25 protein-coding genes and 1 pseudogene are annotated in these 25,600 nt (G+C 29.8%); 16 read left to right on the top strand and 10 right to left on the bottom strand.

The genetic code is table 11. The features are described from left to right. The 6 genes and pseudogenes from ABY298_RS06545 to ABY298_RS06520 all read left to right on the top strand — a co-directional run. Positions 1 to 216 (top strand): annotated as a pseudogene (locus ABY298_RS06545) (aerotolerance regulator BatA); the annotation flags it as partial. 39 nt (positions 217 to 255) lie between these two features. Then, on the top strand, positions 256 to 642 hold the full coding sequence (locus ABY298_RS06540; protein WP_372745211.1) for a four helix bundle protein: 387 nt from the start codon (positions 256 to 258) through the stop codon (positions 640 to 642). A 6-nt stretch (positions 643 to 648) separates the two neighbouring features. Then, complete coding sequence (locus tag ABY298_RS06535) at positions 649 to 1,686, top strand: VWA domain-containing protein (RefSeq protein WP_372745210.1); 1,038 nt, start codon at positions 649 to 651, stop codon at positions 1,684 to 1,686. Beyond that, a complete protein-coding gene (locus tag ABY298_RS06530; protein ID WP_372745209.1) occupies positions 1,673 to 2,479 on the top strand; it encodes a tetratricopeptide repeat protein in 807 nt (268 codons plus the stop codon). The genes ABY298_RS06535 and ABY298_RS06530 overlap by 14 nt, the downstream gene beginning before the upstream one ends. A gap of 35 nt (positions 2,480 to 2,514) precedes the next feature. Continuing rightward, the gene (locus tag ABY298_RS06525) at positions 2,515 to 4,269 is read left to right on the top strand and encodes a BatD family protein (RefSeq protein WP_372745208.1); all 1,755 of its coding nucleotides are present in this window, start codon (positions 2,515 to 2,517) and stop codon (positions 4,267 to 4,269) included. Position 4,270: 1 nt separating this feature from the next. Further along, the gene (locus ABY298_RS06520) at positions 4,271 to 5,023 is read left to right on the top strand and encodes a tetratricopeptide repeat protein (protein ID WP_372745207.1); all 753 of its coding nucleotides are present in this window, start codon (positions 4,271 to 4,273) and stop codon (positions 5,021 to 5,023) included. A gap of 2 nt (positions 5,024 to 5,025) precedes the next feature. On the opposite strand, the gene ABY298_RS06515 is transcribed toward ABY298_RS06520, so the two are convergent. Together ABY298_RS06515 and ABY298_RS06510 are read right to left on the bottom strand one after the other, a co-directional pair. Further along, positions 5,026 to 6,141, bottom strand: a complete 1,116-nt coding sequence (locus ABY298_RS06515; protein ID WP_372745206.1) for a redoxin domain-containing protein — start codon at positions 6,139 to 6,141, stop codon at positions 5,026 to 5,028. Positions 6,142 to 6,190: 49 nt separating this feature from the next. Then, positions 6,191 to 6,715: a CvpA family protein gene (locus ABY298_RS06510; protein WP_372745205.1), complete on the bottom strand. Its 525-nt coding sequence runs from the start codon at positions 6,713 to 6,715 to the stop codon at positions 6,191 to 6,193. A gap of 63 nt (positions 6,716 to 6,778) precedes the next feature. Here ABY298_RS06510 and ABY298_RS06505 point away from each other — a divergent pair, with 63 nt between their 5' ends. Continuing rightward, complete coding sequence (locus ABY298_RS06505) at positions 6,779 to 7,132, top strand: hypothetical protein (RefSeq protein WP_372745204.1); 354 nt, start codon at positions 6,779 to 6,781, stop codon at positions 7,130 to 7,132. On the opposite strand, the gene ABY298_RS06500 is transcribed toward ABY298_RS06505, so the two are convergent. Further along, positions 7,129 to 7,923, bottom strand: a complete 795-nt coding sequence (locus ABY298_RS06500; protein ID WP_372745203.1) for an SDR family oxidoreductase — start codon at positions 7,921 to 7,923, stop codon at positions 7,129 to 7,131. The two genes, ABY298_RS06505 and ABY298_RS06500, sit on opposite strands and share 4 nt — an antisense overlap. Positions 7,924 to 7,998: 75 nt before the next feature. On the opposite strand from ABY298_RS06500, the gene ABY298_RS06495 reads away from it, so the two are divergent. Next, positions 7,999 to 9,351: a TlpA family protein disulfide reductase gene (locus ABY298_RS06495; protein WP_372745202.1), complete on the top strand. Its 1,353-nt coding sequence runs from the start codon at positions 7,999 to 8,001 to the stop codon at positions 9,349 to 9,351. A 155-nt stretch (positions 9,352 to 9,506) separates the two neighbouring features. On the opposite strand, the gene ABY298_RS06490 is transcribed toward ABY298_RS06495, so the two are convergent. Beyond that, positions 9,507 to 9,887: a NifB/NifX family molybdenum-iron cluster-binding protein gene (locus ABY298_RS06490; protein ID WP_372745201.1), complete on the bottom strand. Its 381-nt coding sequence runs from the start codon at positions 9,885 to 9,887 to the stop codon at positions 9,507 to 9,509. A gap of 24 nt (positions 9,888 to 9,911) precedes the next feature. Next, positions 9,912 to 10,319: a DUF134 domain-containing protein gene (locus ABY298_RS06485; RefSeq protein WP_372745200.1), complete on the bottom strand. Its 408-nt coding sequence runs from the start codon at positions 10,317 to 10,319 to the stop codon at positions 9,912 to 9,914. A 99-nt stretch (positions 10,320 to 10,418) separates the two neighbouring features. On the opposite strand from ABY298_RS06485, the gene ABY298_RS06480 reads away from it, so the two are divergent. Then, complete coding sequence (locus tag ABY298_RS06480) at positions 10,419 to 10,814, top strand: acyl-CoA thioesterase (RefSeq protein ID WP_372745199.1); 396 nt, start codon at positions 10,419 to 10,421, stop codon at positions 10,812 to 10,814. On the opposite strand, the gene ABY298_RS06475 is transcribed toward ABY298_RS06480, so the two are convergent. Beyond that, positions 10,811 to 11,170, bottom strand: a complete 360-nt coding sequence (locus tag ABY298_RS06475; RefSeq protein ID WP_372745198.1) for a YraN family protein — start codon at positions 11,168 to 11,170, stop codon at positions 10,811 to 10,813. The genes ABY298_RS06480 and ABY298_RS06475 overlap by 4 nt on opposite strands. Before the next feature lie 12 nt (positions 11,171 to 11,182). Then, complete coding sequence (locus ABY298_RS06470) at positions 11,183 to 12,106, bottom strand: LD-carboxypeptidase (RefSeq protein WP_372745197.1); 924 nt, start codon at positions 12,104 to 12,106, stop codon at positions 11,183 to 11,185. A gap of 245 nt (positions 12,107 to 12,351) precedes the next feature. Between ABY298_RS06470 and metG the strand changes: the two genes are divergently transcribed. Genes metG through ABY298_RS06455 form a run of 3 tightly spaced genes read left to right on the top strand, consistent with a single transcriptional unit; the run spans position 12,352 to position 18,923 of the window. Then, positions 12,352 to 14,409 carry a methionine--tRNA ligase gene (gene metG / locus ABY298_RS06465; RefSeq protein ID WP_372745195.1) on the top strand — a complete coding sequence of 686 codons (2,058 nt, stop codon included), beginning with the start codon at positions 12,352 to 12,354 and terminating at the stop codon, positions 14,407 to 14,409. Positions 14,410 to 14,465: 56 nt separating this feature from the next. Beyond that, the gene (locus ABY298_RS06460; protein WP_372745194.1) at positions 14,466 to 16,790 is read left to right on the top strand and encodes a choice-of-anchor L domain-containing protein; all 2,325 of its coding nucleotides are present in this window, start codon (positions 14,466 to 14,468) and stop codon (positions 16,788 to 16,790) included. Between the two features lie 6 nt (positions 16,791 to 16,796). Next, complete coding sequence (locus ABY298_RS06455) at positions 16,797 to 18,923, top strand: Tex family protein (RefSeq protein WP_372745193.1); 2,127 nt, start codon at positions 16,797 to 16,799, stop codon at positions 18,921 to 18,923. A 71-nt stretch (positions 18,924 to 18,994) separates the two neighbouring features. Here the strand turns inward: ABY298_RS06455 and ABY298_RS06450 are convergent, their stop codons facing one another. After that, positions 18,995 to 19,276, bottom strand: a complete 282-nt coding sequence (locus tag ABY298_RS06450; RefSeq protein ID WP_372745192.1) for a pyrimidine/purine nucleoside phosphorylase — start codon at positions 19,274 to 19,276, stop codon at positions 18,995 to 18,997. A gap of 125 nt (positions 19,277 to 19,401) precedes the next feature. After that, entirely contained in the window at positions 19,402 to 19,740 is a 339-nt protein-coding gene (locus ABY298_RS06445) for a single-stranded DNA-binding protein (RefSeq protein WP_372745191.1), read from the bottom strand. A gap of 181 nt (positions 19,741 to 19,921) precedes the next feature. Here ABY298_RS06445 and ABY298_RS06440 point away from each other — a divergent pair, with 181 nt between their 5' ends. Genes ABY298_RS06440 through ABY298_RS06425 form a run of 4 tightly spaced genes read left to right on the top strand, consistent with a single transcriptional unit; the run spans position 19,922 to position 24,307 of the window. Then, on the top strand, positions 19,922 to 20,479 hold the full coding sequence (locus tag ABY298_RS06440) for an HNH endonuclease (RefSeq protein ID WP_372745190.1): 558 nt from the start codon (positions 19,922 to 19,924) through the stop codon (positions 20,477 to 20,479). A gap of 25 nt (positions 20,480 to 20,504) precedes the next feature. Beyond that, complete coding sequence (locus ABY298_RS06435) at positions 20,505 to 20,855, top strand: hypothetical protein (protein ID WP_372745189.1); 351 nt, start codon at positions 20,505 to 20,507, stop codon at positions 20,853 to 20,855. A gap of 21 nt (positions 20,856 to 20,876) precedes the next feature. Continuing rightward, on the top strand, positions 20,877 to 23,189 hold the full coding sequence (locus tag ABY298_RS06430; protein ID WP_372745188.1) for a M28 family peptidase: 2,313 nt from the start codon (positions 20,877 to 20,879) through the stop codon (positions 23,187 to 23,189). Positions 23,190 to 23,191: 2 nt separating this feature from the next. Beyond that, entirely contained in the window at positions 23,192 to 24,307 is a 1,116-nt protein-coding gene (locus ABY298_RS06425; protein ID WP_372745187.1) for a DUF2891 domain-containing protein, read from the top strand. Here the strand turns inward: ABY298_RS06425 and pyk are convergent. Further along, positions 24,304 to 25,600: pyruvate kinase (gene pyk / locus ABY298_RS06420; protein ID WP_372745186.1), on the bottom strand; the 1,297-nt coding region annotated here is incomplete at its 5' end. The two genes, ABY298_RS06425 and pyk, sit on opposite strands and share 4 nt — an antisense overlap.

Genomic DNA, 25,600 nt, shown 5'->3' with positions numbered 1-25,600 from the left:
ATTGCAAAACAAACTGAAGGGAAATATTTTAGAGCTACAGATAACTCTAAATTAAAAGCCATTTATAACGAAATTAATAAACTGGAAAAAACAGAAATAGAGGAGTTTAAATATTATAACTATCAAGAAGATTACAGAATTTTAGTGCTAATAGCTGGATTATTAATTTTTATTGAAATGTTATTAAAACACACCATTTTTAAGAGTTTTATTTAAATTGGTTAATAGGTGTATTAGTTGAAAAGTGTAAAAGTTATGAAGTATGAATTTTCATTTGAAAAATTAGAAGTATGGAAGTGTTCAGTTGATTTGTCAAAAACAATATATCAATTAACAACTAATTTTCCAGAAAATGAAAAGTATGGATTGGTAAGTCAGTTGAGAAGATCATCAGTTTCAATTGCATCTAATTTAGCTGAAGGAACTTCAAGGCAAACGAATAAGGACAAAGCTCATTTTACAACAATGGCTTTTAGCTCATTAATGGAAGTTTTAAATCAATTAATTATATCAAAAGAATTAAATTTTATTTCTGAAGAAAATTATAACAAAGTAAGGGTAGAAATAGGTAAAATATCGAGAATGTTAAATGCTTTACGAAAAGCGCAAATAAACCATTCAACCATTAAACCATTAAACTAATAAGAAATGTATCAATTAGAAGAGCCAACATATTTTATTTATTTAGCAAGTATTCCAATACTATTTGTGTTGTTTTTGTTGGTGTTATGGTGGAAAAAAAGAAAACAAAAACAATTTGCTGATAGCGGTTTAATTAAAAAACTAAGTCCGCAAATGTCTACGTTTAAATCCTTTTTAAAAATTGGAGTAATAAGTGTTGCATTAGCATTTTTGGTAATAGCATTGGTAAACCCAAAAATGGGAACAAAGTTAGAAACTATAAAAAGACAAGGTGTAGATATAGTTTTTGCCTTAGATGTTTCTAAAAGTATGCTGGCAGAAGATATTGCACCAAGCAGGTTAGATAAAGCAAAGCAAATAATTACCAGAATTATAGATAATTTAGGAAGTGATAGAATTGGAATTGTAATTTATGCCGGAAATTCCTATCCATTATTACCAATAACAACAGATCACGCTGCGGCAAAAATGTTTTTACAAAATGCCGATCCAGATATGGTTTCCAGTCAGGGAACAGCCATTAATGAGGCTATAAATAGAGGAATTTCATATTTTGATATGAAAGAACGTACCAATAGGTTTTTATTTATAGTATCTGACGGAGAAGATCATCAAGAAAATGCAGTGTATGCAACTGAAGAAGCAACCAAAGCAGGAATAAAAACATACACCATTGGAATTGGAACTGAAAAAGGAGGTCCAATACCAATAAAAGAGCGCGGAAACGTAGTAAGCTACAAAAAAGATTCTAAAGGAGAAGTTGTAATTACTCAATTAAAACCAGATGTTTTAAAAGAAATTGCTTCAGAAGGAAATGGAAAATATATTGATGGCAATAAAACACAAGAAACCATTAAAACTATAGAAGATTTATTGGTGAAAGCAGAGAAAAATGAATTTGAAACTAAACAGTTTTCAGATTATAAAGATCAATTTCAGTGGTTTATCGGTTTCGGATTATTGTTTCTTTTAATTGATGTTTTATTGTTGGAAAAGAAAACAAAATGGGTTCAAAAACTAAATTTATTCAATGAAAAAAAATAGTTTAATCATCATATTTTTTGCGTTTACAACAGTACTTTTTGCACAAGAGCAAAATCAGGAAAAATTGGAGCGTGAAGCAAGGGCAGAAGTGAGGGCCGGAAATGAATTATACAATCAATTAAAATTTTCTGATGCTGAAGTTGCCTATAAAAAAGCAATTTCTAAAAACCCAAATTCTGAAAAAGCAGCATACAATTTAGGAAATGCTATTTATCAACAAGGTAGAACAAAAGAAGCTATTGCAAATTATGAATTATCGGCTAAAACTTCTAAAGATAAAATGAGTAAAGCTGAGATTTTTCATAATATGGGTAATTCTTATTTAAAAGAAAAACAATATGCTCAGGCAGTAGAAGCCTATAAAAACGCTATGAGAAATAATTCTAAAGACGACGAAACTCGTTATAATTTAGCATTGGCTCAAAAACTTTTGAAAGACCAACAGGATAAAGATAACAAAGATAATAAGGATAAAAATAAGGATAATAAAGACGATAAAAACAAGGACAAGGATAATAAAGATAAAGACGGCGGCGACAAGGATAAAAACCAAGATAAAAAGGACGACAAAGATAAAGGAAAGGATAAAAAAGATGATAAAGGCGATGAAAAGAAAGATGATAAACAAGATCCTGAGAAAAAAGAACAGCAACAGCCACGTCCAAACCAATTGTCTCCAGAGCAAATGAAACAATTGCTAGATGCTATGAACAATGAAGAGAACAAAACTCAACAAAAGTTGAATGAGCAAAAAGCAAAAGGAAGAAAAATTAAACAAGAAAAAGACTGGTAATTTATACAAAACCAATTTTTGAAACAATGAAATTTATGAAGTTTTACATACTAGGTTTTTTAATGCTTACATCGCAAGTGTTTTTTGCTCAAATAGAGTTTGAAACAACTGTAAGTAAAAACAGTTTGGGCGTAAATCAGCGATTTAGAATTGAATTTTCGGTAAATAAACAAGGAGCAGATAATTTTAGACCTCCATCTTTTAGCAATTTTAAAGTTGTTGGTGGGCCAAGTTCATCGGTAAATCAATCGTGGATTAATGGAAAATCAACATTTTCGCAATCATATATTTATATTTTAGAACCAAAAGCTGAAGGTGAATTTATTATAGAGCCTGCAACTATTGAATATGAAGGGGAAACGTTTAAATCTAACCACGTTAAAATTACAGTTTCTAAAGCTGTAGAAATTCCAAAAGATCCAAATAATCCTGAATATGTTGCGCAACAAAATATTCATTTGGTGGCTGAAGTTTCAAATTTAAATCCTTATGTTGGCGAAGGAATTTATGTAGTTTACAAGCTATTTGTTAGTGAAAACATAAGTGTAAATAATTGGCGAGTTACAGAATCTCCACAATATAACGGATTTTGGAATCAGGATATTGAAGTAAGCGAAATTAATGTTCAAAAAGGAAAATATAACGGTCAGGATTATAGATATATAGTACTTAAAAAAGCGGTTTTAATTCCGCAAAGAGCAGGACAGTTAATTATTGAACCAATGACTATGGATTTTTCTGTTGGAATTCCAACAGGAAGAGGCGACTTTTTTGGTAATATGATTACCAGAAACATTAGTTATTCAACCTCATCTGCTATTAGAAATGTAAGAGTAAAAGAATTGCCAGAAGCAGGTAAACCAATAGATTTTACTGGAGCAGTTGGTGATTTTGATTTTAAAGTAGTTACAGATAAAAATCAACTAAAAGCAAATGATGCAGCGCAAATAATTGTTGAGGTTTCTGGTAGAGGAAATTTAAAATTGTTTGAAATTCCTAAAATTACAACACCAGCAGAGTTAGAAGTATATACCCCAGAGCATAAAGAAGATGTTGCAACTTCTTTAATAGGTTTAAGAGGAAGTGTTTCTGATATTTATACCGTAGTACCACAATACAAGGGAAAATATAAAATTCCTGAAGTTAGCTTCTCTTATTTTAATCCAACAGAAAAGAAATATAAAACTATTCATGTTGATGCCTTAATTATGGAAGTATTAGAAGGTAAAGATTTACCTTCAACTGTTGATTCAACTGCAAGCATAAAGCAAAAAGTAGTTGCTAATAATAACAGCTTTAGATATATTGAATTAAATACTGAATTTAAACCAGTTGAAGAGCCAGAATTTTTGAATTCTTCACAATTTTATTTGTTGTTATTATTGCCATTTTTAGCAATTCCAATTGCAATATTTATTGGTAAAAAACGAGCGGAACGTGCCGGAGATATTTTTGGAAATAAAATTAGATTAGCAGATAAGTTGGCAAAAAAATACTTATCACAAGCTAAAAAGCAATTGGGTAAAAAAGAAGCATTCTATATTGCGTTAGAAAAGGCCTTACACAACTTTTTAAAGGCAAAACTTCAAATTGAAACTTCGGATATTTCAAAAGAAAAAATTTCCGAAATATTAAAAAATAAAGGAGTTGAAGAGAGTACAATAAATCAATTTGTGGAGGTTTTAAATGATTGTAATTTTGCACGATTCACGCCTATAACAAATGTTGAAATGGAAGCAGAATTTGAAAAGGCAAAAGATGTAATTACTAAACTAGATAAACATTTGTAATATGAAAAAATTAGTTTTAAGTATTGTAGTACTTTTTAGCGTGTTTTCATTTGCACAAACACCAGAAGCATTGTTTGCTAAAGCCAATAATTTTTATAAAAATGGCAACTATTCAAAAGCAATTGATACGTATTTATCTATTGAAAAACAAGGCTTACAGTCTGATGTGTTGTATTATAATATTGGAAATTCGTACTATAAATTAAATAAAGTAGCACCTTCTATTTATTATTATGAAAAAGCCTTAAAAATAAATCCGGCTAATGAAGATGTAATTTCAAACCTTGCTTTTGCAAAAAGAATGACTATTGATGTAATTGAAGAGTTACCAAAAACTTTTTTACAACGATTTACAGCAAATGTAATTCAAAAATACACCTTTGATACTTGGGCAATTATAGCGGTAAGCACATCTTTTTTAGCTGCGCTGTTATTTTTATTTTACTATTTTTCATCAGGTACCAAAATTAAATTATTGCTTTTTAACACCTCAATTTTAGCACTTTTTATATTGGCTATTAGTACTTTTTTTGCTTTTAAAAATTACGACATTGTTAAAAATACCAAAATGGCTATTATTTTTACCGATAAAGTAGAAGTTAAAAACGCACCTACAACTACAAGTGATGATGCATTTGAACTACATGAAGGTACCAAAGTTCAAATTTTAGATGAATTGGATAATTGGAAAAAAATTAAGTTAGCTGATGGAAAAATTGGTTGGATAGCCAAACGTAATTTAAAAGAAATTTAGGTTTATTCTGTAAATAACGCATCAATTTTTGCTTTTAGAAGCTTTCCATGAACATTTGTAGCAATAATTTTCCCAGTTTCATCAATTAAAAAATTGGTTGGTAAAGCAGTTATTCCATAAGCAATAGAAACTGGTGTTTTAAAACCTTCAACTGTTGATACGTTTGGCCAAATTCTTTGGTCTTTTTCAAGTGCATTTGTCCAACTTTCTGCTTTTGAATCTAAAGAAATTCCATAAATTTCAAAACCTTTTGAATTATAGTTGGCATACAACTCATTTAATAAACTACTTTCAGTTCTGCAAGGCGGACACCAACTAGCCCAAAAGTCAATTAAAGTATATTTTTTTCTAATACTATCTAATTCAATAATTTCACCAGAACTATCAGTCATTTTAATATTAGAAACAACACTTCCAACACTTGTTTTTTCAAGTAATTGAAGGCGTTCCTTTATTTTTTTGGTAATTTCTATAGTTGGGTGTTTTTCTTCAAAAGCATTTGTTAATTCTTTATAAAAAGGGAGGTTTTCTTCGCCATTCCAACGTATAGAAGTTGGGTAAATAGCAATTGAAGTGCCCATTTTTTCTTTAATAAAAGTGGTTAATTCGCTAATGTGTTTTTTATAATTTTCAACTTCAAGTTCTCGTAATTCAGCAATAGTTTGTTCGCTAGCGGTGTTTTGAGATGCTGTAATTTTATTTCGAACAGATTTTACCAATCTGTTTAAAGATTCAACTCTAAAATCTTCATACGCGTTTAGCAAATCTGTATCAACAGAACCTTTTACCAAAATATTTTCAATAGTTGAACCTTGTATTTTTAAGTGTTGACCTTTATCTATAGCTAATAAAATAGTTTTTTCGTTATCAAAATTTAAAGAATAAATAGCAGGTTCAAGAAAGTAAACAGAGTTAAATTCTCCTTTTTTATTAATTTCAAGTGTGTCTATTATTGTAGAAGTATTGTTTTGAAAATCATCTATTAAAGAAAGTACTACATAGTTTTCTTTTAAATTAGATACTTTTCCAGAGATACTAAATGATTTGTTATTATTCTCAGTACAACTAGTAAAAATTATAAAAAATAATACAGATATTAATATCAGAAAATTGCGCATATGTTAATTTGATTTTAAACTTAGTCGCAAGTTTACATAAAAAATAACATTAATTACTAGTGGTATTAGAGTTTTCATTTATTTTATCTTCTCCAACTGTTAAAAAGTTTGGAAAAATAGTTGGAGCTAGCTTTTTAATAGGTTCAAATAATGTGGCGTTATCTTGTTCGTCTGCAGATACAAAAGGAATTGTATTATTTAATTTAGAGAAAACAATAAGAACAATACTTAAAATTAATCCAATTTTTAAAGCACCAAAAAATCCACCTAAAAATTTATTTACTAAACCTAATGATGCAAAATCTGCTATTTTAGTTAAAAGCTTGCCTATTAAAGAGATTACTAAAACAATAATACCAAAAGTGATAGAAAATGAAATTAAAGTAACAAATTTTTCATCCCAAGAAACCCGTTTTGCTAAAAAATCACCAACAAAATATGAGAAATGTATGGCGCCGTAAACACCTGCAACCAAAGCAACTAAGCTTGCTACTTCAACAAATAAACCTTTAAAAACGCCTCTAATAAAGCCAAAAAGTAATAAAGCTGAAATTATAATATCAAAAGTATTCATTTTGTTGTTTTTGTAAATATACATGATTGGATTTGTATATTTGCGCCAAACTAAAAATTTCAAATGTCAAGAGATCAAAAATTAAAAGAAGATTACGATACCATACTCGATATTTTAGCCACCAAATTTGGCGATGGTGAAAAGTTAAATTTAGATGCTATTATTTATTTAATTGGCGTACAAGAGTTAGGACAAGGAGCTAGAGAGTTTGGTAAAGATGATAAAGTAAACTTAATGCATATTGCAATTTGCCGCTTGTTAGAGCCCTTTGGATATTATGAATTTGACTATTTTGACGCTGATGGCTGGCCACACTATAAAGTTTTAGAAGAATTACCTCCCTTAAAAACAGGCGAACAAACTGTACTTATAAAGGAAGCAATTGTACTTTATTTTAAAGCACAAGAATTAATTTAGGTTACAGCCATTTTCCGAACTATTTTTGCAAATAATTTTGGAAAAAAACGCTTTAAGTAAATAGCCGATTTTTCTCGAAAACCGGCAATATATACCTCGTTTTTTTCTTGATAAACTGCTTTTAAAGCTAGTATAGAGAAATGTTCTGGACTGTAACCATTTTTGGTTGCTGTGTCCATTTTATTTTGAGCAGCGCCAGTTCCGGTTAAAGCATTTAAAGAAATATTTGTTTTTACATATCCTGGGCAAATAAGCGTTACTTTTATGTTGTGTTGGTATATTTCAGATCGCAAACTATCAAAAAAACCGTGCAGTGCGTGTTTTGATGCAGAATAGGAGGAGCGAACCGGCGTTGCAAATTTTCCAACTACACTGGTAATTACTACAAATTGTCCCGACTTTTGGGCTATAAAATGAGGTAAAAGTGCTTTAGATAATGCAATAGTTCCAAAATAGTTTATTGCCATAATTTTTCTATCCACTTCAATGTTGGTATCAATTGCTTTTGAACGTTGACTTATGCCAGAGCTATTGTATAAAATATCTATTTTTCCAAACTGAGAAATGGCTGTTTCAACTATTAAAGGTAAACTAGTATAATCCTCTAAATCTAGCGGAATAATTTTTATTTCTGATGATGGATCACATTCATTTTTTACTTTTTCTAACTCAGTTATATTTCTGGAAGATAAAATAAGTTTTGTGCTCATTTTTGATAGTTCCAAAGCTGTTGATTTTCCAATTCCAGAAGACGCACCAGTAATCCAAATTACTTTATTTTTAAAATCCATAGTTGATGTTTTATGTAAAATGATAAAATTAGTTACATTTGGTTTGATTATTGATAATTTCAACCAAAAAAAACAATGTTTAAAAAAATCGTATTCAGTTTATTTCTTATTTCGTTTGTAGCTAAAAGTCAGCATGTTGTTCAAGGAACACTAAAAGGTGAGAACGATTATAAATGGGTAATTTTATATCAACTAAAAGGTTTTAATCAAATTTACCTTGCAAATGTAGATATAGTTGAAGGAAAATTTTCAGCTAAAATACCAGAAAATTCGCCAAAAGGAATGTATCGTTTGGCCTATGATTTAGAAAATAATGGATTTGTAGATTTTTTATACAATAATGAATCTGTAACGCTGGAGTTTGATCCTAAAAATCAACTTGAAACATTAAATTTTAGCACTTCTGAAGAAAATATAGTCTATTATTCTTATTTAAATGAAGCAGAAACTATTCGTCAACAATTAGATTCAATTCAATTAACCTATTTTAAAACTGTTGATGATAACAATAAAGAAGCTTTAAAAAAATTGTACAATGTTACATTTAAAATGTATCAAAACATTCAAGCTAAATTTGAGGAAGCATCAACAGGTAAATTAGCTAATCATTTTATAAAGGCAAATCAGAAATATTATTCACTAGAAATGTTTAATATGCCTCAAGCCTACTTAAATAGTGAAAAGTCACATTTTTTCGATTTTATAAATTTTAATGATAATGAGCTTAATAATTCCACGCTAATAAATCAGAAAATAATAGAATACGTGTTTTATTTAAGTCAGTCTGATGATGCGCAAGTACAAACTGCTTTATATAAAAATGCGGTTGTTGAAGTGATGCAAAAAATAAAAGATAATAATGCTTTGGCTAGTGAAGTTTGCACTACTTTAATGTTTGCTTTTACACAAGTTCAAAATGTTACTTTGGTAGATTTTATGTTGGAATCTATTTATAAAATGTTACCGAAAGAGTTTATTGATGAAGCTGTTGTTTTAGAAGTGGAAAGTAAAATAAAATTAGCAATTGGTAAAACAGCTCCAGATTTCTCTTGGCCTGTAGCTAAAAAGCAACAAAAATTATCTGAAATTAACGTGGCTGATACGTATGTTTTAGTGTTTTGGAGTACTTCTTGCTCGCATTGTGTAGTAGAAGTCCCTCAGTTATATGAATATACAAAAGACAATAAAAATATTCATGTTATTGCAGTTTCTTTAGAAAATGATGAAGTAGGTTTTAAAGAATATTCGAAAAAATTTACCAATTGGACCAATGTTTTAGCACTTGAAAAATGGCAGAATAGCATTGCAAAACAATATGATATTACATCAACGCCAACCTATTTTGTGTTGGATTCTTTAAAGAAAATTATAGCAAAACCAGATCACATTCAAGATGTGAAAGCGTTTTTATTGGAAAATGGTTTGTAGAAATAGTATAAAATAGGCTGTTTAAAAAAATATTGTCAACCTAAACTTGTTTCAGGTTTTTATAGTGATTGATTATTCGTTTGATGAGATGCTGAAACAAGTTCAGTATGACGGTGTTAATTTTTTAAACAACCTATTAATTTTTTTAATATCTTTTAATGACTGCATTGATGTCCGTGTCCGTGCTCATGTTCATGATGCAAACAACTTTCACCACTGTCAATTACTTTTCCAATTAAGTAATTAGATATTATATCTTTTGGTTCACCAGAGCATCCTCTAATAACATTAATATTACATTTATTTAGTACATTAATTGCTCCATTTCCAATGCCTCCAGTAAGCATAGTTGTAACACCATGCTCGGCTAAAACACTTGCAATATTAGATTTACAACCACAGCCTTGTTCGGCAATTAAAGGTTTTATACTTACTATTTTGTTATCGGAAATTGTGTAAATTTCGTAATGATCACAATGTCCAAAATGATCTTCAAGTTGATTATTTATATCAACAGGTATTGCTATTTTTTTCATATTAAAATTATTTTTAGCGATTTATTATTTATTTAAATTTATTAATTCATTTGTACTACAATCTTCGGTATTCTCACATTTAACGTCGGCATTGTCTGCTTCAATTAATTTGTGGCATTTTCCACATCTATACCAATCGTTGCTTAATTCATAATTTCCGCCTTCAATTACAATGGCTTTTCCTTCTACAAATGCTTTTGTAATGGTGGTTAATGCTTTGTTGTAAATTCTGGTAAGTGTGGGTCTGGAAACATTCATTAAATCAGCAGCCTCTTTTTGTTGTAGGTTTTCATAATTTACCAATCTAATGCTCTCGTATTCTTCAAAAGTTAATGTAACTGCTTCTAGTTTACAGCGTGGAATTCCAAAAGGTTTAAAACCTTTCATTAATGGAGGTTGTAAAATGGTTCTATTTTTTTCTGGACGAGGCATTTGTTAGATTTATAAAATTGTTTTGAAATTTTTAACAAATATAATGAACGTACGTTCATAATACAACATAATTTTTTATATTTGCAAAAATATTTTTTTATGACAACTAATTTTGATGCGTATACAACCAGTCAGTTTAAGGTTATTATTCCAAATACGCTAAATGATCACGAAACTTTGTTTGGTGGAGAAGCTTTAAAATGGATGGATGAAGTGGCTTATATTACCGCTATTCGTTTTACTCGAAATAAAATGGTTACTGTATCTACAGATAAAATTAAATTTTTAAAACCTGTAAAATCTGGGACAATTGTTGAAGTTTTTGGAAAAATAGTAAATGTGGGTACTGTTAAAATAGATGTTTTGGTAGATATTTATATGGAAGAAATGTATGATGATTGTAGACAAAAAGTAATTACTGGGCAGTTTACGTTTGCTGCGCTTAATAATGAAAATAAGCCAATTGCAATTGCTTCTATATTGCAAAAGAACTAAAAATAAAAGAAAGCATCTTTTAAATGGTTGACTTCAAACTTATCCTGATTTTTTAAAATTGCGATAATATCAAAGCGTACTTCAACATCTAAATTTTTTGAGATTACATATTCATTTATAGCTTCTACCAGTAATTGTATTTTTTTTTGATTTACAAAATCTTGTGGATCTCCAAAATAATTTGAAGAACGCGTTTTTACTTCAACAACAGCTAATACACCTTTTTTTAAAGCAATTATATCGACCTCAGCTTTTTTAAATCGCCAGTTTGTTTCTAATATTTTGTAGTTGTTTTTTTGAAGAAAATCAATTGCAATTTCTTCACCTTTATTACCTAGTTCGTTGTGAGTTGCCATAATTAATTTAAATCATTCACTAAATTTTACAACAGAAAATTCTTTAGTAACATATAAATCAATGTCTCTTCCTAAAATTAGCGCATTATTTTCAATATCGTGCCCTGCGGGAAAATCGAACAAAATAGGAAAGTTATATTCCTTGGTAACATCTAAAATTAAAGCTTCAATAGTTTGTCCCCAAGGAGTAGTGTTTTTTCTAATTTTGCTTATTCCACCAATAATTAAACCTTTACAATTATCAAAATAACCTGCGCGTTTTAAAGCATATAGCATTCTATCTATTTGATAATGATATTCGCCAATTTCTTCAATAAATAAAATTTTATCTTTTGTATTTATAGATGATTTAGAACCCAATAAACTTTGTAAAATAGATAAATTTCCGCCTACAAGTTGCCCTTTTACATGACCCATTTTATTGTAGCTAGATTCTTTAACAGTATAGGTAAGCTGTTCACCAAACAAAGCTTTTTTAAACGATTCAATAGATGGTTTATTTTTTTCTTCGTTAAAATCTAAACTAGTTCCTAAAATAGCATGTAAAGTTTCAAATCCTAAATTATGAATGTGGCTATGCAACACCGTAATATCAGAATAACCAATAATCCATTTTGGGTGTTTTTTAAATTCGGTAAAATCAATTTTATCAATAATTCTAACGGTTCCATAACCACCTCTGGCACACCAAATGGCTTTTACATTTTTGTTATCTAAAACTAATTGTAAATCGTTTGTTCTATCGGCATCACTTCCGGCAAAATGATGCGCTTGGTTAAACGTGTTTTTACCTAAAATTACTTTTAAACCCCAACTTTCGGCTAGTTCTTTGGCTTTTAAAATTGGTGATTTATCTTTTATAATTCCTGCTGTTGCAACTATTGCAATAGTATCTCCAACTTTTAAATAAGCTGGTTTTATAAGCGATGTTTTCATTTGTTGAAAAGTGTGGATAAAATTAGTGGGAGTTGAAAAAGCAACGTTACAAACACAAAAAGTTAATATGTAAAGCATCCAAATGTTCTTCTTAAAATGCATAATTTGTGTTTTCTAGTAAAAATAATATAATTAAACAGAATGTCAAATATATTATTTTCAATTGTACTAAAGTAAATCAAGTAATAAACATCCAAAAAAATCAACATTTATCGCTATTTTTGTGCTTTCTTAAACAAATTTTGATGAGCAATTCAAAAAGATATACAATTACAGCGGCATTACCTTATACAAACGGACCAGTGCATATTGGACATTTAGCAGGAGTTTATGTGCCAGCAGATATTTATGCGCGCTATTTACGTAACACCGGAAACGATGTTTTATACATTTGCGGATCTGATGAACACGGTGTTCCAATTACTATAAAAGCCAAAAAAGAAGGTGTTTCTCCACAAGATATAGTTGATAAATACCACGCAATAATAAAAAAATCGTTTAGTGATTTTGGAATTTCTTTTGATAATTATTCGCGTACATCGGCAGAAGTGCATCATAAAACAGCATCAGAGTTTTTTAAAAAATTATACGATGAAGGAAAGTTTATTGAAGAAGCAACTGAACAATTGTATGATGAAGAAGCAAAGCAGTTTTTAGCAGATAGATTTGTAATTGGAACGTGCCCAAAATGTGGAAACGAAGAAAGTTATGGCGATCAATGCGAAAAATGTGGTACTAGTCATAATGCAACAGATTTAATAAATCCAAAATCTGCAATTACAGGAAATGTACCTACTACTAAATTAACAAAACATTGGTATTTACCATTAGATAAGTATGAAACTTGGTTGCGAGAATGGATTGTTGAAGGTCATAAAAACGATTGGAAAACAAATGTATTAGGACAAGTAAAATCGTGGTTAGACGATGGTTTAAAACCACGCGCGGTAACACGAGATTTAGATTGGGGAATTCCAGTTCCGGTTGAAAATGCCGAAGGAAAAGTATTGTATGTTTGGTTTGATGCGCCAATTGGTTATATTTCATCAACCAAAGAATGGGCAGCTCGTGAAGGAAAAGATTGGGAACCATATTGGAAAGATAAAGACACTAAATTAATTCACTTTATTGGAAAGGATAATATTGTGTTTCATTGTATTATTTTTCCAGCCATGTTAAAAGCTGAAGGTAGTTTTATTTTACCTGAAAATGTACCTGCAAACGAGTTTTTAAATTTAGAAGGAAATAAAATTTCAACCTCTAAAAACTGGGCAGTTTGGTTGCATGAATATTTAATTGATTTCCCAGAAAAACAAGATGTTTTGCGTTACGCTTTAACTGCTAATGCGCCAGAAACAAAAGACAACGATTTTACTTGGAAAGATTTTCAGGCACGTAATAACAACGAATTAGTGGCTATTTTTGGAAACTTTATTAATAGAGTAGTAGTGTTAACTAACAAATATTATGAAGGAATTATTCCAGAGCCAAATGAATTTACAGCTATTGACGATGAAACCTTAGAACAACTACAAAAATTCCCTGCAATTATAGCAAGTTCAATAGAGCGTTACCGTTTTAGAGAAGCATCGCAAGAAATGCTAAATTTAGCACGTTTAGGAAACAAATATTTAGCCGATGAAGAACCTTGGAAAGCAATAAAAACAGATCCTGAACGTGTAAAAACCATTATGTATGTTGCTTTACAAATTGCAGCAGGTTTGGCTGTTGTTGCAGAACCATTTTTACCTTTTTCTTCAAATAAATTAAAAGGGATCTTAAATATTTCTGAAAACGTAGCTTGGGATTCCATAGCAACTTCAGAAGAATTAATTTCAGCAAACCATAAAATTGGACAAGCAGAATTATTATTTGCTAAAATTGAAGATGAAGAAATTCAAGCACAATTAGATAAGTTAGAAGCTACAAAAGTTGCCAATGAAGCTGAGAATAAAAAAGTAGAACCACAAAAAGAAACCATTCAGTTTGACGATTTTACAAAATTAGATATTCGAGTAGGAACTATTTTAGAGGCTGTAAAAGTGCCAAAAACCAAAAAATTACTTCAGTTAAAAGTTGATGTTGGTTTAGATGTTAGAACCATAGTTTCTGGTATTGCAGAAAGTTTTACGCCTGAAGAAATTATTGGTCAAAAAGTAACTGTTTTGGTAAACTTAGCACCACGTGTTTTAAAAGGAATTGAAAGTCAAGGAATGATTTTAATGACCGATACTCCTGATGGAAAATTAGCTTTTATTGAACCAGAAAACGATTCAGTAAAAAATGGTGAACAGATAAGTTAATAAATTAGTTCAATTAGTAAAAAAGGGATTAATTTACTTTAAAGGTTATTAAAAAGATGAAGTATATTGGTGTTTTGTGCATGTTGTTATGTTCATTTTTAATAAATGCCCAAAATATTCAGGTAGATGCCCAAAGTTATACAGCTCAGCAATTAATAGAAGATATTTTAATTGATAGTGATTGTATTAGCAATGTTGTAGTTACTAATGTTGTAGGCGGGAATTTTAATAGTACCGAAAAAAGTTATGGCTATTTTAATGCTTCCGGAACTACTTTTCCGTTTAGTAAAGGATTGGTTTTAAGCACCGGAAAACTATCAAATGTAAAAGGACCAAATACAACTTTAAGCGATGATGATGCTACAAATTGGATTGGAGATTCAGATTTAGAGCAGGTTTTAAACGAAACCAACACAATAAATGCAACTAGTATTGAATTTGAGTTTACTTCGGCTGCCAATCAAATAAGTTTTAATTACATTTTTGCATCAGAAGAATATCAGCAAAACAACTCAAATACGTGTAAATATTCCGATTTATTTGGGTTTTTAATTCGTCCAGTAAGTAGTACTCAATACACAAATATTGCTTTAGTTCCAAACACGCAAACTCCGGTAAAGGTAACTACAGTGCATCCGCTAATTCCCAATGGTTGCGCAGCAATAAATGAACTGTATTTTGATAGTTGGAATGGTACAATTGCTCCAATAAATTTTAACGGTCAAACCACAGTTTTAACAGCTACGGCATCTGTAATTCCAAATGAAACATATCATGTGAAATTGGTAATTGCCGATGAAAAAAATTACAGATACGATTCTGCTGTTTTTTTAGAAGCTGGAAGTTTTAAAATGAATACGGATTTAGGTGAAGATAGATTAATAGCTAGCAATAATCCAGTATGTTTTAATGAAACTTTAGATTTAGATGCTACTACTTTAGGAACCAATGTTTCCTATAAATGGTTTAAAAACGGAAGCGAAATTCTTGGTGAAACAAATGGTATTTATACTGTTAAAGATGCTGGAATTTATAGTGTAGAAGTATCTTTAAATGGCACGTGTGTTTCTAACGGAGAAATTACAATTGAATATACTGGGGAAATTTCAACTACCGAAAATTACTTAGGTTTATGTGATAATGATACAGATGGTTTAACTTTTTTTAATTTGCATTTGGCCGATCCTTTTTATAATTTAGATATGACAGGATTAACAGTTGTAGATTTTTTTAAAACTGAAGAAAACGCTTCAAATTATCAAGATCCAATACCTAATTCTGATATTTACTTTAATAGTGTTCCAAATGAAGTGGTATATGCAAGAATTGAAAATAGTTATGGTTGTTATACTGTTGAGAAATTAAATTTAAACGGTAATTTTTCTAGTTCTAGTATTAAAGAATTAAATGTGTGTGATGATGATTCAGACGGATTTACAACGTTTAATTTAGATGAATTAAGAACATTAATAAAACCAGAGGTTTCTGCAACAGCAAACATTTATTTTTTTAAATCGTATAATGATGCTGCGTATCATCAAAACATTTTGCCAGATTCTTTTGAAAACACAACAACAAATACTCAGCAAATTTGGGTAAAAGCCAAAGATATTTTTTGCGAATTATTAACTACAATTACGTTAAATGTTATTGCTAAGCCAGATTTATTGAATGATGAAACACTTTTTTATTGCTTAAATACGTATCCAGAAACGATTACATTAAATGCAGGATTATTAAATAAAAATAGCAACGAAACGTATTATTATAGTTGGAAAAAAAATGGAATTGATCTTGGTTTAAATCAGGAAGAGATTGAAATTAATGAAGGAGGAACATATAGCATAACTGTGGCAAATAGTACTAATTGTTTTGCTGAAAGAGCCATTTTAGTAAACACGTCTGAAACCGCAAAAATTGATGATATAATTATTGAAACCATTGGAGATGAAAGCAATATTTCAGTGATTGTTTCTGGTACTGGAGAGTATGAATTTTCTTTAGATAATGGAATTTTTCAAACAGAAAACACTTTTTTCAATGTGTTATCCGGCAATCATAATATTTCAGTAAAAGATTTAAACGGTTGCAATTTAGCCCAAGAAGAAGTATCCATTTATAGTATTCCTAAATTTTTTACTCCAAATAACGATTTTATAAACGATACTTGGAATCCGGCTGGAATTGGTACTGCAGAGAATCCAATAGTTTCTATTCACATTTTTAATCGCTTTGGAAAATTAATTACAGAATTAAATCCAAATGGAAATGGTTGGGATGGTTTAGTAAATGGAAAACAAATGCCAAGTACCGATTATTGGTTTAAAATAATTTTTAATGATAAACAACTATTACAAGGCCATTTTGCTTTAATACGATAAATAATTATGAATATTCTTTCTTACATAAAATCATTTACAAATTTACCATCAAAAGGAATAGAAAACACTGTTAAACTATTAAATGAAGATTGTACCATTCCTTTTATTTCTCGTTATAGAAAAGAATTGACAGGGAATTTAGATGAGGTACAAATTGGTGAAATTGTAAAATATAAAAACCAGTTTGAAGAACTTGAAAAAAGAAAAGCAACAATTTTAAAAGCATTAGAAGAACAAGAGGTTTTAACTACTGAATTACAACAAAAAATTGAAGCAACTACAGATTTAACGGTTTTAGAAGATATTTACTTACCTTTTAAGAAAAAGCGAAATACAAAAGCAGAAACTGCTCGTAAAAACGGTTTAGAGCCATTGGCAAAAATAATTATGAGTCAGCGCGCAACAGATATTGAATCTATTGCAGTAAAGTATTTAAATAATGAAGTTGAAACCGAAGAAGCAGCATTAGAAGGTGCTCGTTTTATAATTGCAGAATGGATTAACGAAAGAACGGATGTTAGAAACAACATTCGTTACCAATTAGAAAAATTTGCGAATATTACCACTAAAGTTGTAAAAAAGGAAGAAGAAAGTGAAAAAGCACAAAAATATAGAGATTATTTTGAGTGGACTGAACCTTTAAATCGTTGTCCCTCACACAGATTATTAGCAATTTTAAGAGCTGAAAAAGAAGGTTTTATAAGGCTGAAAATAGAAATTGATGACGATAAAGCTTTGGCTAAAATTGAAGATAGAATTCTAAACTCTAACAATGCGTGTACACAACAAATAAAATTAGCCATTCAAGATTCGTATAAACGATTATTGTTTCCTGCATTGGCTAACGAAACGTTGAATATTTCAAAAGAGAAAGCCGATGAAAATGCCATTCAGGTTTTTGCCAAAAATTTACAGCAATTATTGTTGGGTGCTCCGTTAGGTGAAAAAAATATTTTAGCTATTGATCCTGGTTTTAGAACAGGTTGTAAAGTGGTGTGTTTAAATGCGCAGGGCGGATTAGAATATAACGAAACAATTTATCCACACGCTCCAAAAAACGACTCAATTGGAGCAATGAAAAAGATTAATAGTTTGGTAGATGCTTATAAAATTGAAGCAATTGCTATTGGAAATGGAACAGCATCGCGCGAAACAGAACAATTAATTCGCAAAATGCGTTTTAATAAAGATGTGGAAGTTTTTGTAGTAAGTGAAGCAGGAGCAAGTATTTATTCGGCTTCAAAAATTGCACGTGATGAATTTCCAAATTTCGATGTTACAGTTCGTGGCTCTGTTTCTATAGGTCGTCGTTTAGCCGATCCGTTGGCGGAATTGGTAAAAATTGATGCAAAATCTATTGGTGTAGGTCAATATCAGCACGACGTAGATCAAACAAAATTAAAAAACTCACTAGATACGGTTGTAGAAAGTTGTGTAAATTCCGTGGGTGTAAATATTAATACAGCAAGCACATCATTGCTAAGTTATGTTTCAGGAATTGGACCAAAATTGGCTGAAAATATTGTGAATTATAGAGATGAAAATGGCGCGTTTTCTTCAAGAAACGAAATTAAAAAAGTGCCTCGTTTGGGCGATAAGGCTTTTGAACAAGGTGCTGGTTTTTTACGCATAAAAAACGCCAAAAATCCGTTAGATGATTCTGCTGTACATCCAGAAAGTTACGATGTTGTAAAACAAATTGCAAAAGACTTAAAATTAAATGTTGCTGATTTAATTGGGAATAAAGAAATACTTCAAAAGGTAGATTTGCAAAAATATTGCACTGCAACTATTGGTCTTCCAACGTTAAAGGATATTGTAAAAGAACTTGAAAAACCAGGGTTAGATCCGCGTAAAAAAGCAAAAGTTTTTACATTTAATCAAAATATTAGAACCATTAACGATTTACATGAAGGGCAATTATTACCTGGAATTGTAAATAATATTACCAATTTTGGCTGTTTTGTTGATATTGGAATAAAAGAAAGCGGCTTGGTGCACGTTTCTAATTTATCTGATAAATTTGTGAGTGATGTAAGCTCCATTGTAACCTTACATCAACAAGTAATAGTAAAGGTTTTAGAAGTTGATGTTGATAGAAAACGTATTCAACTATCTATGAATTATAAATAAAACATGTAAATATATCATTCTGAATTTGTTTGTAAACACGTTCAGAATGATGACTTTTTTAATACAATTACTTATTTATATTGACACAAATAAGAAGTTTGCCCAACAGATTTTACCTTAAATTTTGTGTTGGCAGCAACTTCAAATTTTTCTCCTGTTTTGTAAGATTTCCATTCAGTTTCGTTTGGTAATTGCGCAATTAACTCACCTTCAATAACTATCATTGTTTCGTGGGTTGAGGTTCCAAATTCGTATTCACCTTCTTCCATTACTCCAATAGTAGATTTTCCTGTTGCGGAAGTATATCCAAGAGATTTTACGGTAGCGTTAAAATATTCGTTTACTGAAATCATAATTCTGTTTTTAAATTTTGGTAAATATAATTGATGTTCTCATTTTAGCAACAATTATTAAAAATAAAAAAGACTGCCTTTTTACAGACAGTCTTTTATTCTCTTTTTCATAACAAAATTCCAGTTTATTGCTTATTTCCAAGCATCAACATTTCATTTACAACAACTTCAGTAATGTATTTTTTTATGCCATTACTATCTTCATAACTTCTAGATGTTAATTTTCCTTCAATAGCAATTTCTCTGCCTTTTTCTAAATATTTTTCAATAATTTCTGCAGTTTTGTTCCAGGCAACACAATTATGCCATTGTGTATCTGTTACTTTTTCGCCTTGCGCATTTTTATAAGTTTCATTTGTTGCAATACTAAATTTTGCTAATTTTTTCCCTGATTCTAATGTGATAATTTCAGGTGAATTTCCAATGTTTCCAATTAATTGTACTTTGTTTCTTAACGTATTCATAAGATAAGGTGTTAGATTAAGTTAAATGTCATTCGTTCGATTTAACAGTGCAAATATGAGACAGGTTTTAAACTCTAGTCGGTTGTTATTTGTTTACTTTCGTATGTAAATGTTTGTAAACGTTTGTAAACGGATAATTTTTTATGTATATTAGAGGAACTACATAACTAAATATTTAAAAATGATTGTTAATTTTAGACAGGAAATATGGACCGCATATTTGAATGAAAAATGGTGCGAAGAGGATGAGTTAATGATTTCTAATTATGGAAGAGTTAAACGGAGAAAAATTGGAGAAGAAGAGTGGAATCTTTCAAAAACATCATTAATTGGTGGATATGATACGTTTTGGATTCGACGTAAAGGTAAAAAAAATACCTCTTCAGCATATATTCATAGAGCTGTTGCTGAAATTTATTGTAAAAAAAGAGAGGATCAAAAATTTGTGATTCATTTAGATTTTGATAAACTAAACAACAAAGCAAGTAATTTAAAATGGGTGAATAGAGCGGAATTAAATGAGCATAATAAGTTAAATCCGGTTCATAAAAAAAAGTTGGGTAAAAGAACCTATTCTAAACTTACTGAAGGTAGAGTTAGAATGATAAAAAAGAAAATATTAGATCCTAATAGAAAAACCAGAATGCGTTTAATTGCTAAACAGTTCGGAATTTCAGAAATGCAGCTGTACAGAATAAAATCTGGTGAAAATTGGGGAGATGTAAAAATTGATGATTAAAAATATAAAAGATTAAAAATAACCTATGAAAAAAAAAGAGTGTTTAGAATGCAGTGAACCATTAAATGGAAGGGTTGACAAAAAGTTTTGTTCGGATTATTGCAGAAATTCTTACAATAACAAAGTAAATAAAGAAAGTAAAAACTTAATACGAAATATAAACAATAGGCTACGAAAGAATCATAAATTATTAGCCGAATTAAACACTTCAGGTAAAACTAAAGTTGCTAGGACTAAATTGTTAGATGGTAATTTTGACTTTAACTATTACACATCTATATATACCACAAAAACCGGAAATGTTTACTATTATGTGTACGATCAGGGTTATTTAGCATTAGAAAACGATTATTATTTATTAATTAAAAAAGATTAATATTTATACAAAACGGTGCTAATGGTTTTAAAAAAATATGCTCAAGTTTTTTCTATAATTATAATTGTAGCTACAGTTTATTATAGTTTTTTTTCACAAACGCCTTCAACTAATTATTATTCAACAGCACATACGGCATTCTCTACAGAAAATGCATTAATTTATTTAAAAGAAATTACTAAAAAACCGCATTATGTTGGTGCTTCTGAACATACTGTTGTAAGAAATTATATAATTTCAGAACTAGAAAAACTTGGGTTACAAGTTCAAGTACAAGAGCAAGTGGCAGTTAATAAAAAATGGAAAGCAGCAACTAAAACTCGAAATATTTTAGCTCGGATTAAGGGAAGTGGAAATGGCAAAGCAGTGTTGTTATTATCTCATTACGATTCTAGTCCACATTCTTCTTTAGGAGCCAGCGATGCTGGAAGTGGAGTAGTTGTAATTTTAGAAGGAATAAGAGCCTTTTTAGCGAAAAAAGAAGTTCCTAAAAACGATATTATTATTTGTATTACCGATGCTGAAGAATTAGGATTGTTAGGTGCAAATGCGTTTGTAAATCATCATTCGTGGGCAAAAGATGTTGCGTTGGTATTAAATTTTGAAGCCAGAGGAAGTGGAGGACCAAGTTATTTATTGTTAGAAACTAATGGCGGTAATAAAAACTTAATTAATGCTTTTAAAAACACCAAATCCTCACATCCAGTGGGAAATTCATTAATGTATAGCATTTATAAAATGTTGCCAAATGATACTGATTTAACTGTTTTTAGGGAAGAAGGAAATATTGATGGTTTCAATTTTGCATTTATTGGAGATCATTTTGATTATCATACTCAACAAGATTCTTTTGAACGGATGGATTTAAATTCGCTCAATCACCAAGCTTCTTATTTAATTGCTGGTTTAAATTATTTTGCAAATAGCAATTTAGCTAAGTTAAAAGCACAAAGTGATGATGTGTATTTTAATTTTCCGGAATTCGGATTGGTTTCTTATCCGTTTTCTTGGATTTTGCCAATGCTTATACTAAGTGTATTGGTATTTTTTAGTTTGTTGTTTTTCGGATTTCAAAAAAATAAATTAACCTTTAAAGGAATTATAAAAGGATTTTACGCATTTAAATTACCCCTGTTTGTTTCAGGTTTACTTACTTTCTTTGGGTGGAAATTGCTGTTAAAAATTCATCCTCAATACACAGATATTTTACAAGGTTTTACTTATAATGGTTATTATTATATTGCATTTGTTGTTACTTTAACTTTAGCAATTTGCTGGTGGTTTTATTCAAAATATTTTAAAAATAATACGCTTCAAGATTTGTTAATTGCTCCTTTGGTTTTTTGGATTTTAATAAATGTTGGAATTTTTATTTATTTAAAGGGAGTAGGCTTTTTCATCCTTCCAGTAATTGAAATGCTTTTAGTTTTGGCAATAGTACTATTCTCAAAATCAGAGATTTATAACACAGTGCTTTTCAGCATTTTTGCAGCGCCTATTTTGCTGTTATTTGTTCCGTTTATTGTAATGTTTCCAGTTGGTTTAGGATTAAAAATGTTAGTGATTAGTTCGGTTTTTGTAGTATTATTGTTCGGGTTGTTAATTCCGGTTTTTTATAGTTACAAAAAGCAAAATAATTTTAGCAAGTTATTTTTATTTGGAGCTTTATTAATTTTAATTTCGGCATTGTTAAACGCTTCATACACTAAAAACAGAAAGCAACCCAACAGTATTTTGTATGTGTTAGATGCAGATAAAAATGATGCTTATTGGGCAACCTATAATTCAATAATAGATAATTTTACAAAACAGTTTTTAGGAAATAATCCTATTAATGGAAGTTATGATGTTAATACAGCAGCAAGTAAATACAATTCAAAAATTAAATTTCATAAAAAAACAAAGGTTATAGCATTAAAAAAACCAACAATTTCAATTATTTTTGATACAATTATTAGTTCAAACAGAAAGGTATGTTTACGCCTTCTATCAAATAGAAATGCAAATAAATTTGAATTGTTATCTAATACACCTATTAAATTTAAATCGTTTAAAATAAATGATGAAGCTTTTAAATCAGATCCAAATAGTGCGTATGTTTTAAAAGTAGATAAAGGAACCGTACTAAGTTATTTTATAACCGATAAAAATGAGGTTGTGGACGTAGAATTTGTTGTAGAGCCTAATCAAAAATTTGATTTGGATATTATGGAAATAAAATTTGATTTATTAACAAATCAGCATTTTCAAATGCAGCCAAGATCTGAAATTATGATGCCAATGCCATTTGTGTTTAACGATGCAACTATTATAAAAACAACTATTAAATTTTAAAAATGAAACAAACCCTATTTATACTACTACTAGCTTTTTGTGTTTTTTCTTGCAGAAAAATAAATAATCCAAAGGATGAAAATGTTTTAATAACACAAGTTAACGATACTATTTATGAAAAGCCTGAACTTAATGAAAAAAGTGCTTCATACTTGTATCATTTCGCTTATGAATGTATAGATCAAGAATATCCAAATAAGTTAGGACAGGTTTTGGGCGATAGTACTTATTTAAAAGAGCCATCAGAATTACATCCAGCATTTTATGGTTGTTTCGATTGGCATTCTTCGGTTCACGGGCATTGGACATTATTAAATTTAATTAAAGAATTACCCGATTTTAAAGAGCGTGATGCTATTTTACTAAAGCTTCAAAAAAACATCACAAAAGAGAATGTTTTAAAAGAAGTTGCCTATTTTGATGATGTTCATAATAATACTTTTGAAAGAACCTACGGCTGGGCTTGGTTATTAAAAGTTGCTGAAACCTTGCAAGATTGGGATACGCCAGAAGCTAAAGAGTTGTATACTAATCTAGAGCCTTTAGTTAAACTAATAGAACAAAAATATATAGAATTTTTACCTAAATTAAAATATCCTATTCGTGTGGGAGAACATCCAAATACTGCTTTTGGAATGTCGTTTGCCTTGGATTATGCGAAAAAATATTCGCCAAAATTAGAAGCAATAATTATTGAAAAAGCTAAGGAATATTATTTGAATGATAAAGGATGTCCGGTAACTTGGGAACCTGGTGGTTTCGATTTTTTATCACCATGTTTACAAGAGGCTTCTTTAATGTTAAAAGTGTTGCCAAAAAAAGAATTTGAGGTTTGGTTAGATGCTTTTTTACCTGATTTTAGAAAGAATCCAGCAGCGTATATAGAAGTTGCAATAGTAACCGATAGATCTGATGGCAAATTAGCGCATTTAGATGGTTTAAACTTTAGCAGAGCTTGGTGTTTATACGAAATTGGGAAAGCTTTAGATAATGATAAAATGATAAACCTAGCCAACAAACATTTTAATTATAGTTATAAAAAAATGGACTCTGGCGAATATGCCGGAGCCCATTGGTTAGCTTCATTTGCTTTATATGCTGTACTTAAAAGTACTTAGTTTTTCTTGAATTGGGTAATACGCATTGTATTTGCCATACCTCTTTCTTTTACAGGCATTGAAGTAATGTTAATAGCAAAATCACCTTCGTTTAAATAACCACGGTCATGTGCTAAATTATTAATATCTTCAATGGTTTGATCTGTGCTTACAAATTTATCATAATAAACACCTTTAACACCCCATAATAAGTTTAACATAGCTAATATTCTTCTGTTTGAAGAGAATACTAAAATGTTTGATTTTGGTCTCCAAGATGAAATATGAAATGCTGTAAAACCAGAATCTGTTAAAGTAGTGATAACTTCAGCGTTAATAGAATTTGCCATAATTGATGCTTGGTGGCAAATTGTTTTTGATATAAAACGATCATTAACACATTGAACTTGATATTCAGGTATTGTAATTAATGGAGAGTTTTCAACACTTTCAATAATTTTACGCATTTGTTTAATTACATCTAGTGGATATTGACCCATTGCAGTTTCTCCAGAAAGCATAACAGCGTCAGCTCCATCCATAATAGAGTTTGCAACGTCATTTACTTCTGCTCTTGTAGGAACCTGATTTGTAATCATAGTTTCCATCATTTGAGTTGCAATAATAATTGGAATATGTGCTTTTTTTGCTTTTTGAACCAATCTTTTTTGGATTAATGGTACTTGTTCCATTGGAACTTCCACACCCAAATCTCCACGAGCACACATTAATGCGTCACAATGTGGTGTTAATCTATCAATATTTGCAACTGCTTCAGGTTTTTCAATTTTTGCAACAATTGGAATTTTATGATTTGAATGTTCTTTAATTAAATCACTTAATTGAATTAAATCTTCAGGTGTTCTAACAAAAGAAAGTGCTATCCAATCTACATCTATAGAAATTGCAAAAAGTGCATCTTTAATATCTTTTTCAGTTAAAGCAGGTAATGAAATTTTTGTATTTGGTAAATTCACACCCTTTTTAGAGTTTAAAGGTCCTCCACGTAATACTTTTGTAACTACTTTACTATCTCTATCTGTGTGTGTAACTTCAAATAAAAGTTTTCCGTCATCCACTAAAATGTGCTCACCTACCTGTACATCTTTTGGGAAAGTTTGGTAAGTCATATATGCAAATTCTTTTGTTCCTTCGCATTTATTAGTAGTAAATGTAAATACATCACCTTCATTTAAATAAACGCCTTCTTGCATTACTCCAACACGTAATTTTGGACCTTGTAAATCCGCTAAACATGCTACGTGAAAATTTCTACGTTTATTAATTTCTCTAATAATTCTTACTTTTTCTTTT

The sequence above is a fragment of the Lutibacter sp. genome (assembly GCF_041596795.1).
Taxonomy (GTDB): Bacteria; Bacteroidota; Bacteroidia; order Flavobacteriales; family Flavobacteriaceae; genus Lutibacter.
The sequence above is the reverse complement of the archived record's forward strand: the minus strand, read 5'-3'. Positions and strand labels throughout refer to the sequence as shown.

Excerpts from the sequence above, each read along its gene's own strand:
- ABY298_RS06530 (WP_372745209.1), top strand. The coding sequence starts at position 1,673 with ATGAAAAAAAATAGTTTAATCATCATATTTTTTGCGTTTACAACAGTA.
- ABY298_RS06520 (WP_372745207.1), top strand. The coding sequence starts at position 4,271 with ATGAAAAAATTAGTTTTAAGTATTGTAGTACTTTTTAGCGTGTTTTCA.
- ABY298_RS06435 (WP_372745189.1), top strand. The coding sequence starts at position 20,505 with ATGAAAAAAAAAGAGTGTTTAGAATGCAGTGAACCATTAAATGGAAGG.
- ABY298_RS06425 (WP_372745187.1), top strand. The coding sequence starts at position 23,192 with ATGAAACAAACCCTATTTATACTACTACTAGCTTTTTGTGTTTTTTCT.
- ABY298_RS06450 (WP_372745192.1), bottom strand. The coding sequence starts at position 19,276 with ATGATTTCAGTAAACGAATATTTTAACGCTACCGTAAAATCTCTTGGA.
- ABY298_RS06505 (WP_372745204.1), top strand. The coding sequence starts at position 6,779 with ATGTCAAGAGATCAAAAATTAAAAGAAGATTACGATACCATACTCGAT.
- ABY298_RS06510 (WP_372745205.1), bottom strand. The coding sequence starts at position 6,715 with ATGAATACTTTTGATATTATAATTTCAGCTTTATTACTTTTTGGCTTT.
- ABY298_RS06440 (WP_372745190.1), top strand. The coding sequence starts at position 19,922 with ATGATTGTTAATTTTAGACAGGAAATATGGACCGCATATTTGAATGAA.
- metG (WP_372745195.1), top strand. The coding sequence starts at position 12,352 with ATGAGCAATTCAAAAAGATATACAATTACAGCGGCATTACCTTATACA.
- ABY298_RS06480 (WP_372745199.1), top strand. The coding sequence starts at position 10,419 with ATGACAACTAATTTTGATGCGTATACAACCAGTCAGTTTAAGGTTATT.
- ABY298_RS06470 (WP_372745197.1), bottom strand. The coding sequence starts at position 12,106 with ATGAAAACATCGCTTATAAAACCAGCTTATTTAAAAGTTGGAGATACT.
- ABY298_RS06485 (WP_372745200.1), bottom strand. The coding sequence starts at position 10,319 with ATGCCTCGTCCAGAAAAAAATAGAACCATTTTACAACCTCCATTAATG.
- ABY298_RS06490 (WP_372745201.1), bottom strand. The coding sequence starts at position 9,887 with ATGAAAAAAATAGCAATACCTGTTGATATAAATAATCAACTTGAAGAT.
- ABY298_RS06430 (WP_372745188.1), top strand. The coding sequence starts at position 20,877 with ATGGTTTTAAAAAAATATGCTCAAGTTTTTTCTATAATTATAATTGTA.
- ABY298_RS06525 (WP_372745208.1), top strand. The coding sequence starts at position 2,515 with ATGAAGTTTTACATACTAGGTTTTTTAATGCTTACATCGCAAGTGTTT.
- ABY298_RS06515 (WP_372745206.1), bottom strand. The coding sequence starts at position 6,141 with ATGCGCAATTTTCTGATATTAATATCTGTATTATTTTTTATAATTTTT.
- ABY298_RS06475 (WP_372745198.1), bottom strand. The coding sequence starts at position 11,170 with ATGGCAACTCACAACGAACTAGGTAATAAAGGTGAAGAAATTGCAATT.
- ABY298_RS06455 (WP_372745193.1), top strand. The coding sequence starts at position 16,797 with ATGAATATTCTTTCTTACATAAAATCATTTACAAATTTACCATCAAAA.
- ABY298_RS06460 (WP_372745194.1), top strand. The coding sequence starts at position 14,466 with ATGAAGTATATTGGTGTTTTGTGCATGTTGTTATGTTCATTTTTAATA.
- ABY298_RS06500 (WP_372745203.1), bottom strand. The coding sequence starts at position 7,923 with ATGGATTTTAAAAATAAAGTAATTTGGATTACTGGTGCGTCTTCTGGA.
- ABY298_RS06535 (WP_372745210.1), top strand. The coding sequence starts at position 649 with ATGTATCAATTAGAAGAGCCAACATATTTTATTTATTTAGCAAGTATT.
- ABY298_RS06540 (WP_372745211.1), top strand. The coding sequence starts at position 256 with ATGAAGTATGAATTTTCATTTGAAAAATTAGAAGTATGGAAGTGTTCA.
- ABY298_RS06445 (WP_372745191.1), bottom strand. The coding sequence starts at position 19,740 with ATGAATACGTTAAGAAACAAAGTACAATTAATTGGAAACATTGGAAAT.
- ABY298_RS06495 (WP_372745202.1), top strand. The coding sequence starts at position 7,999 with ATGTTTAAAAAAATCGTATTCAGTTTATTTCTTATTTCGTTTGTAGCT.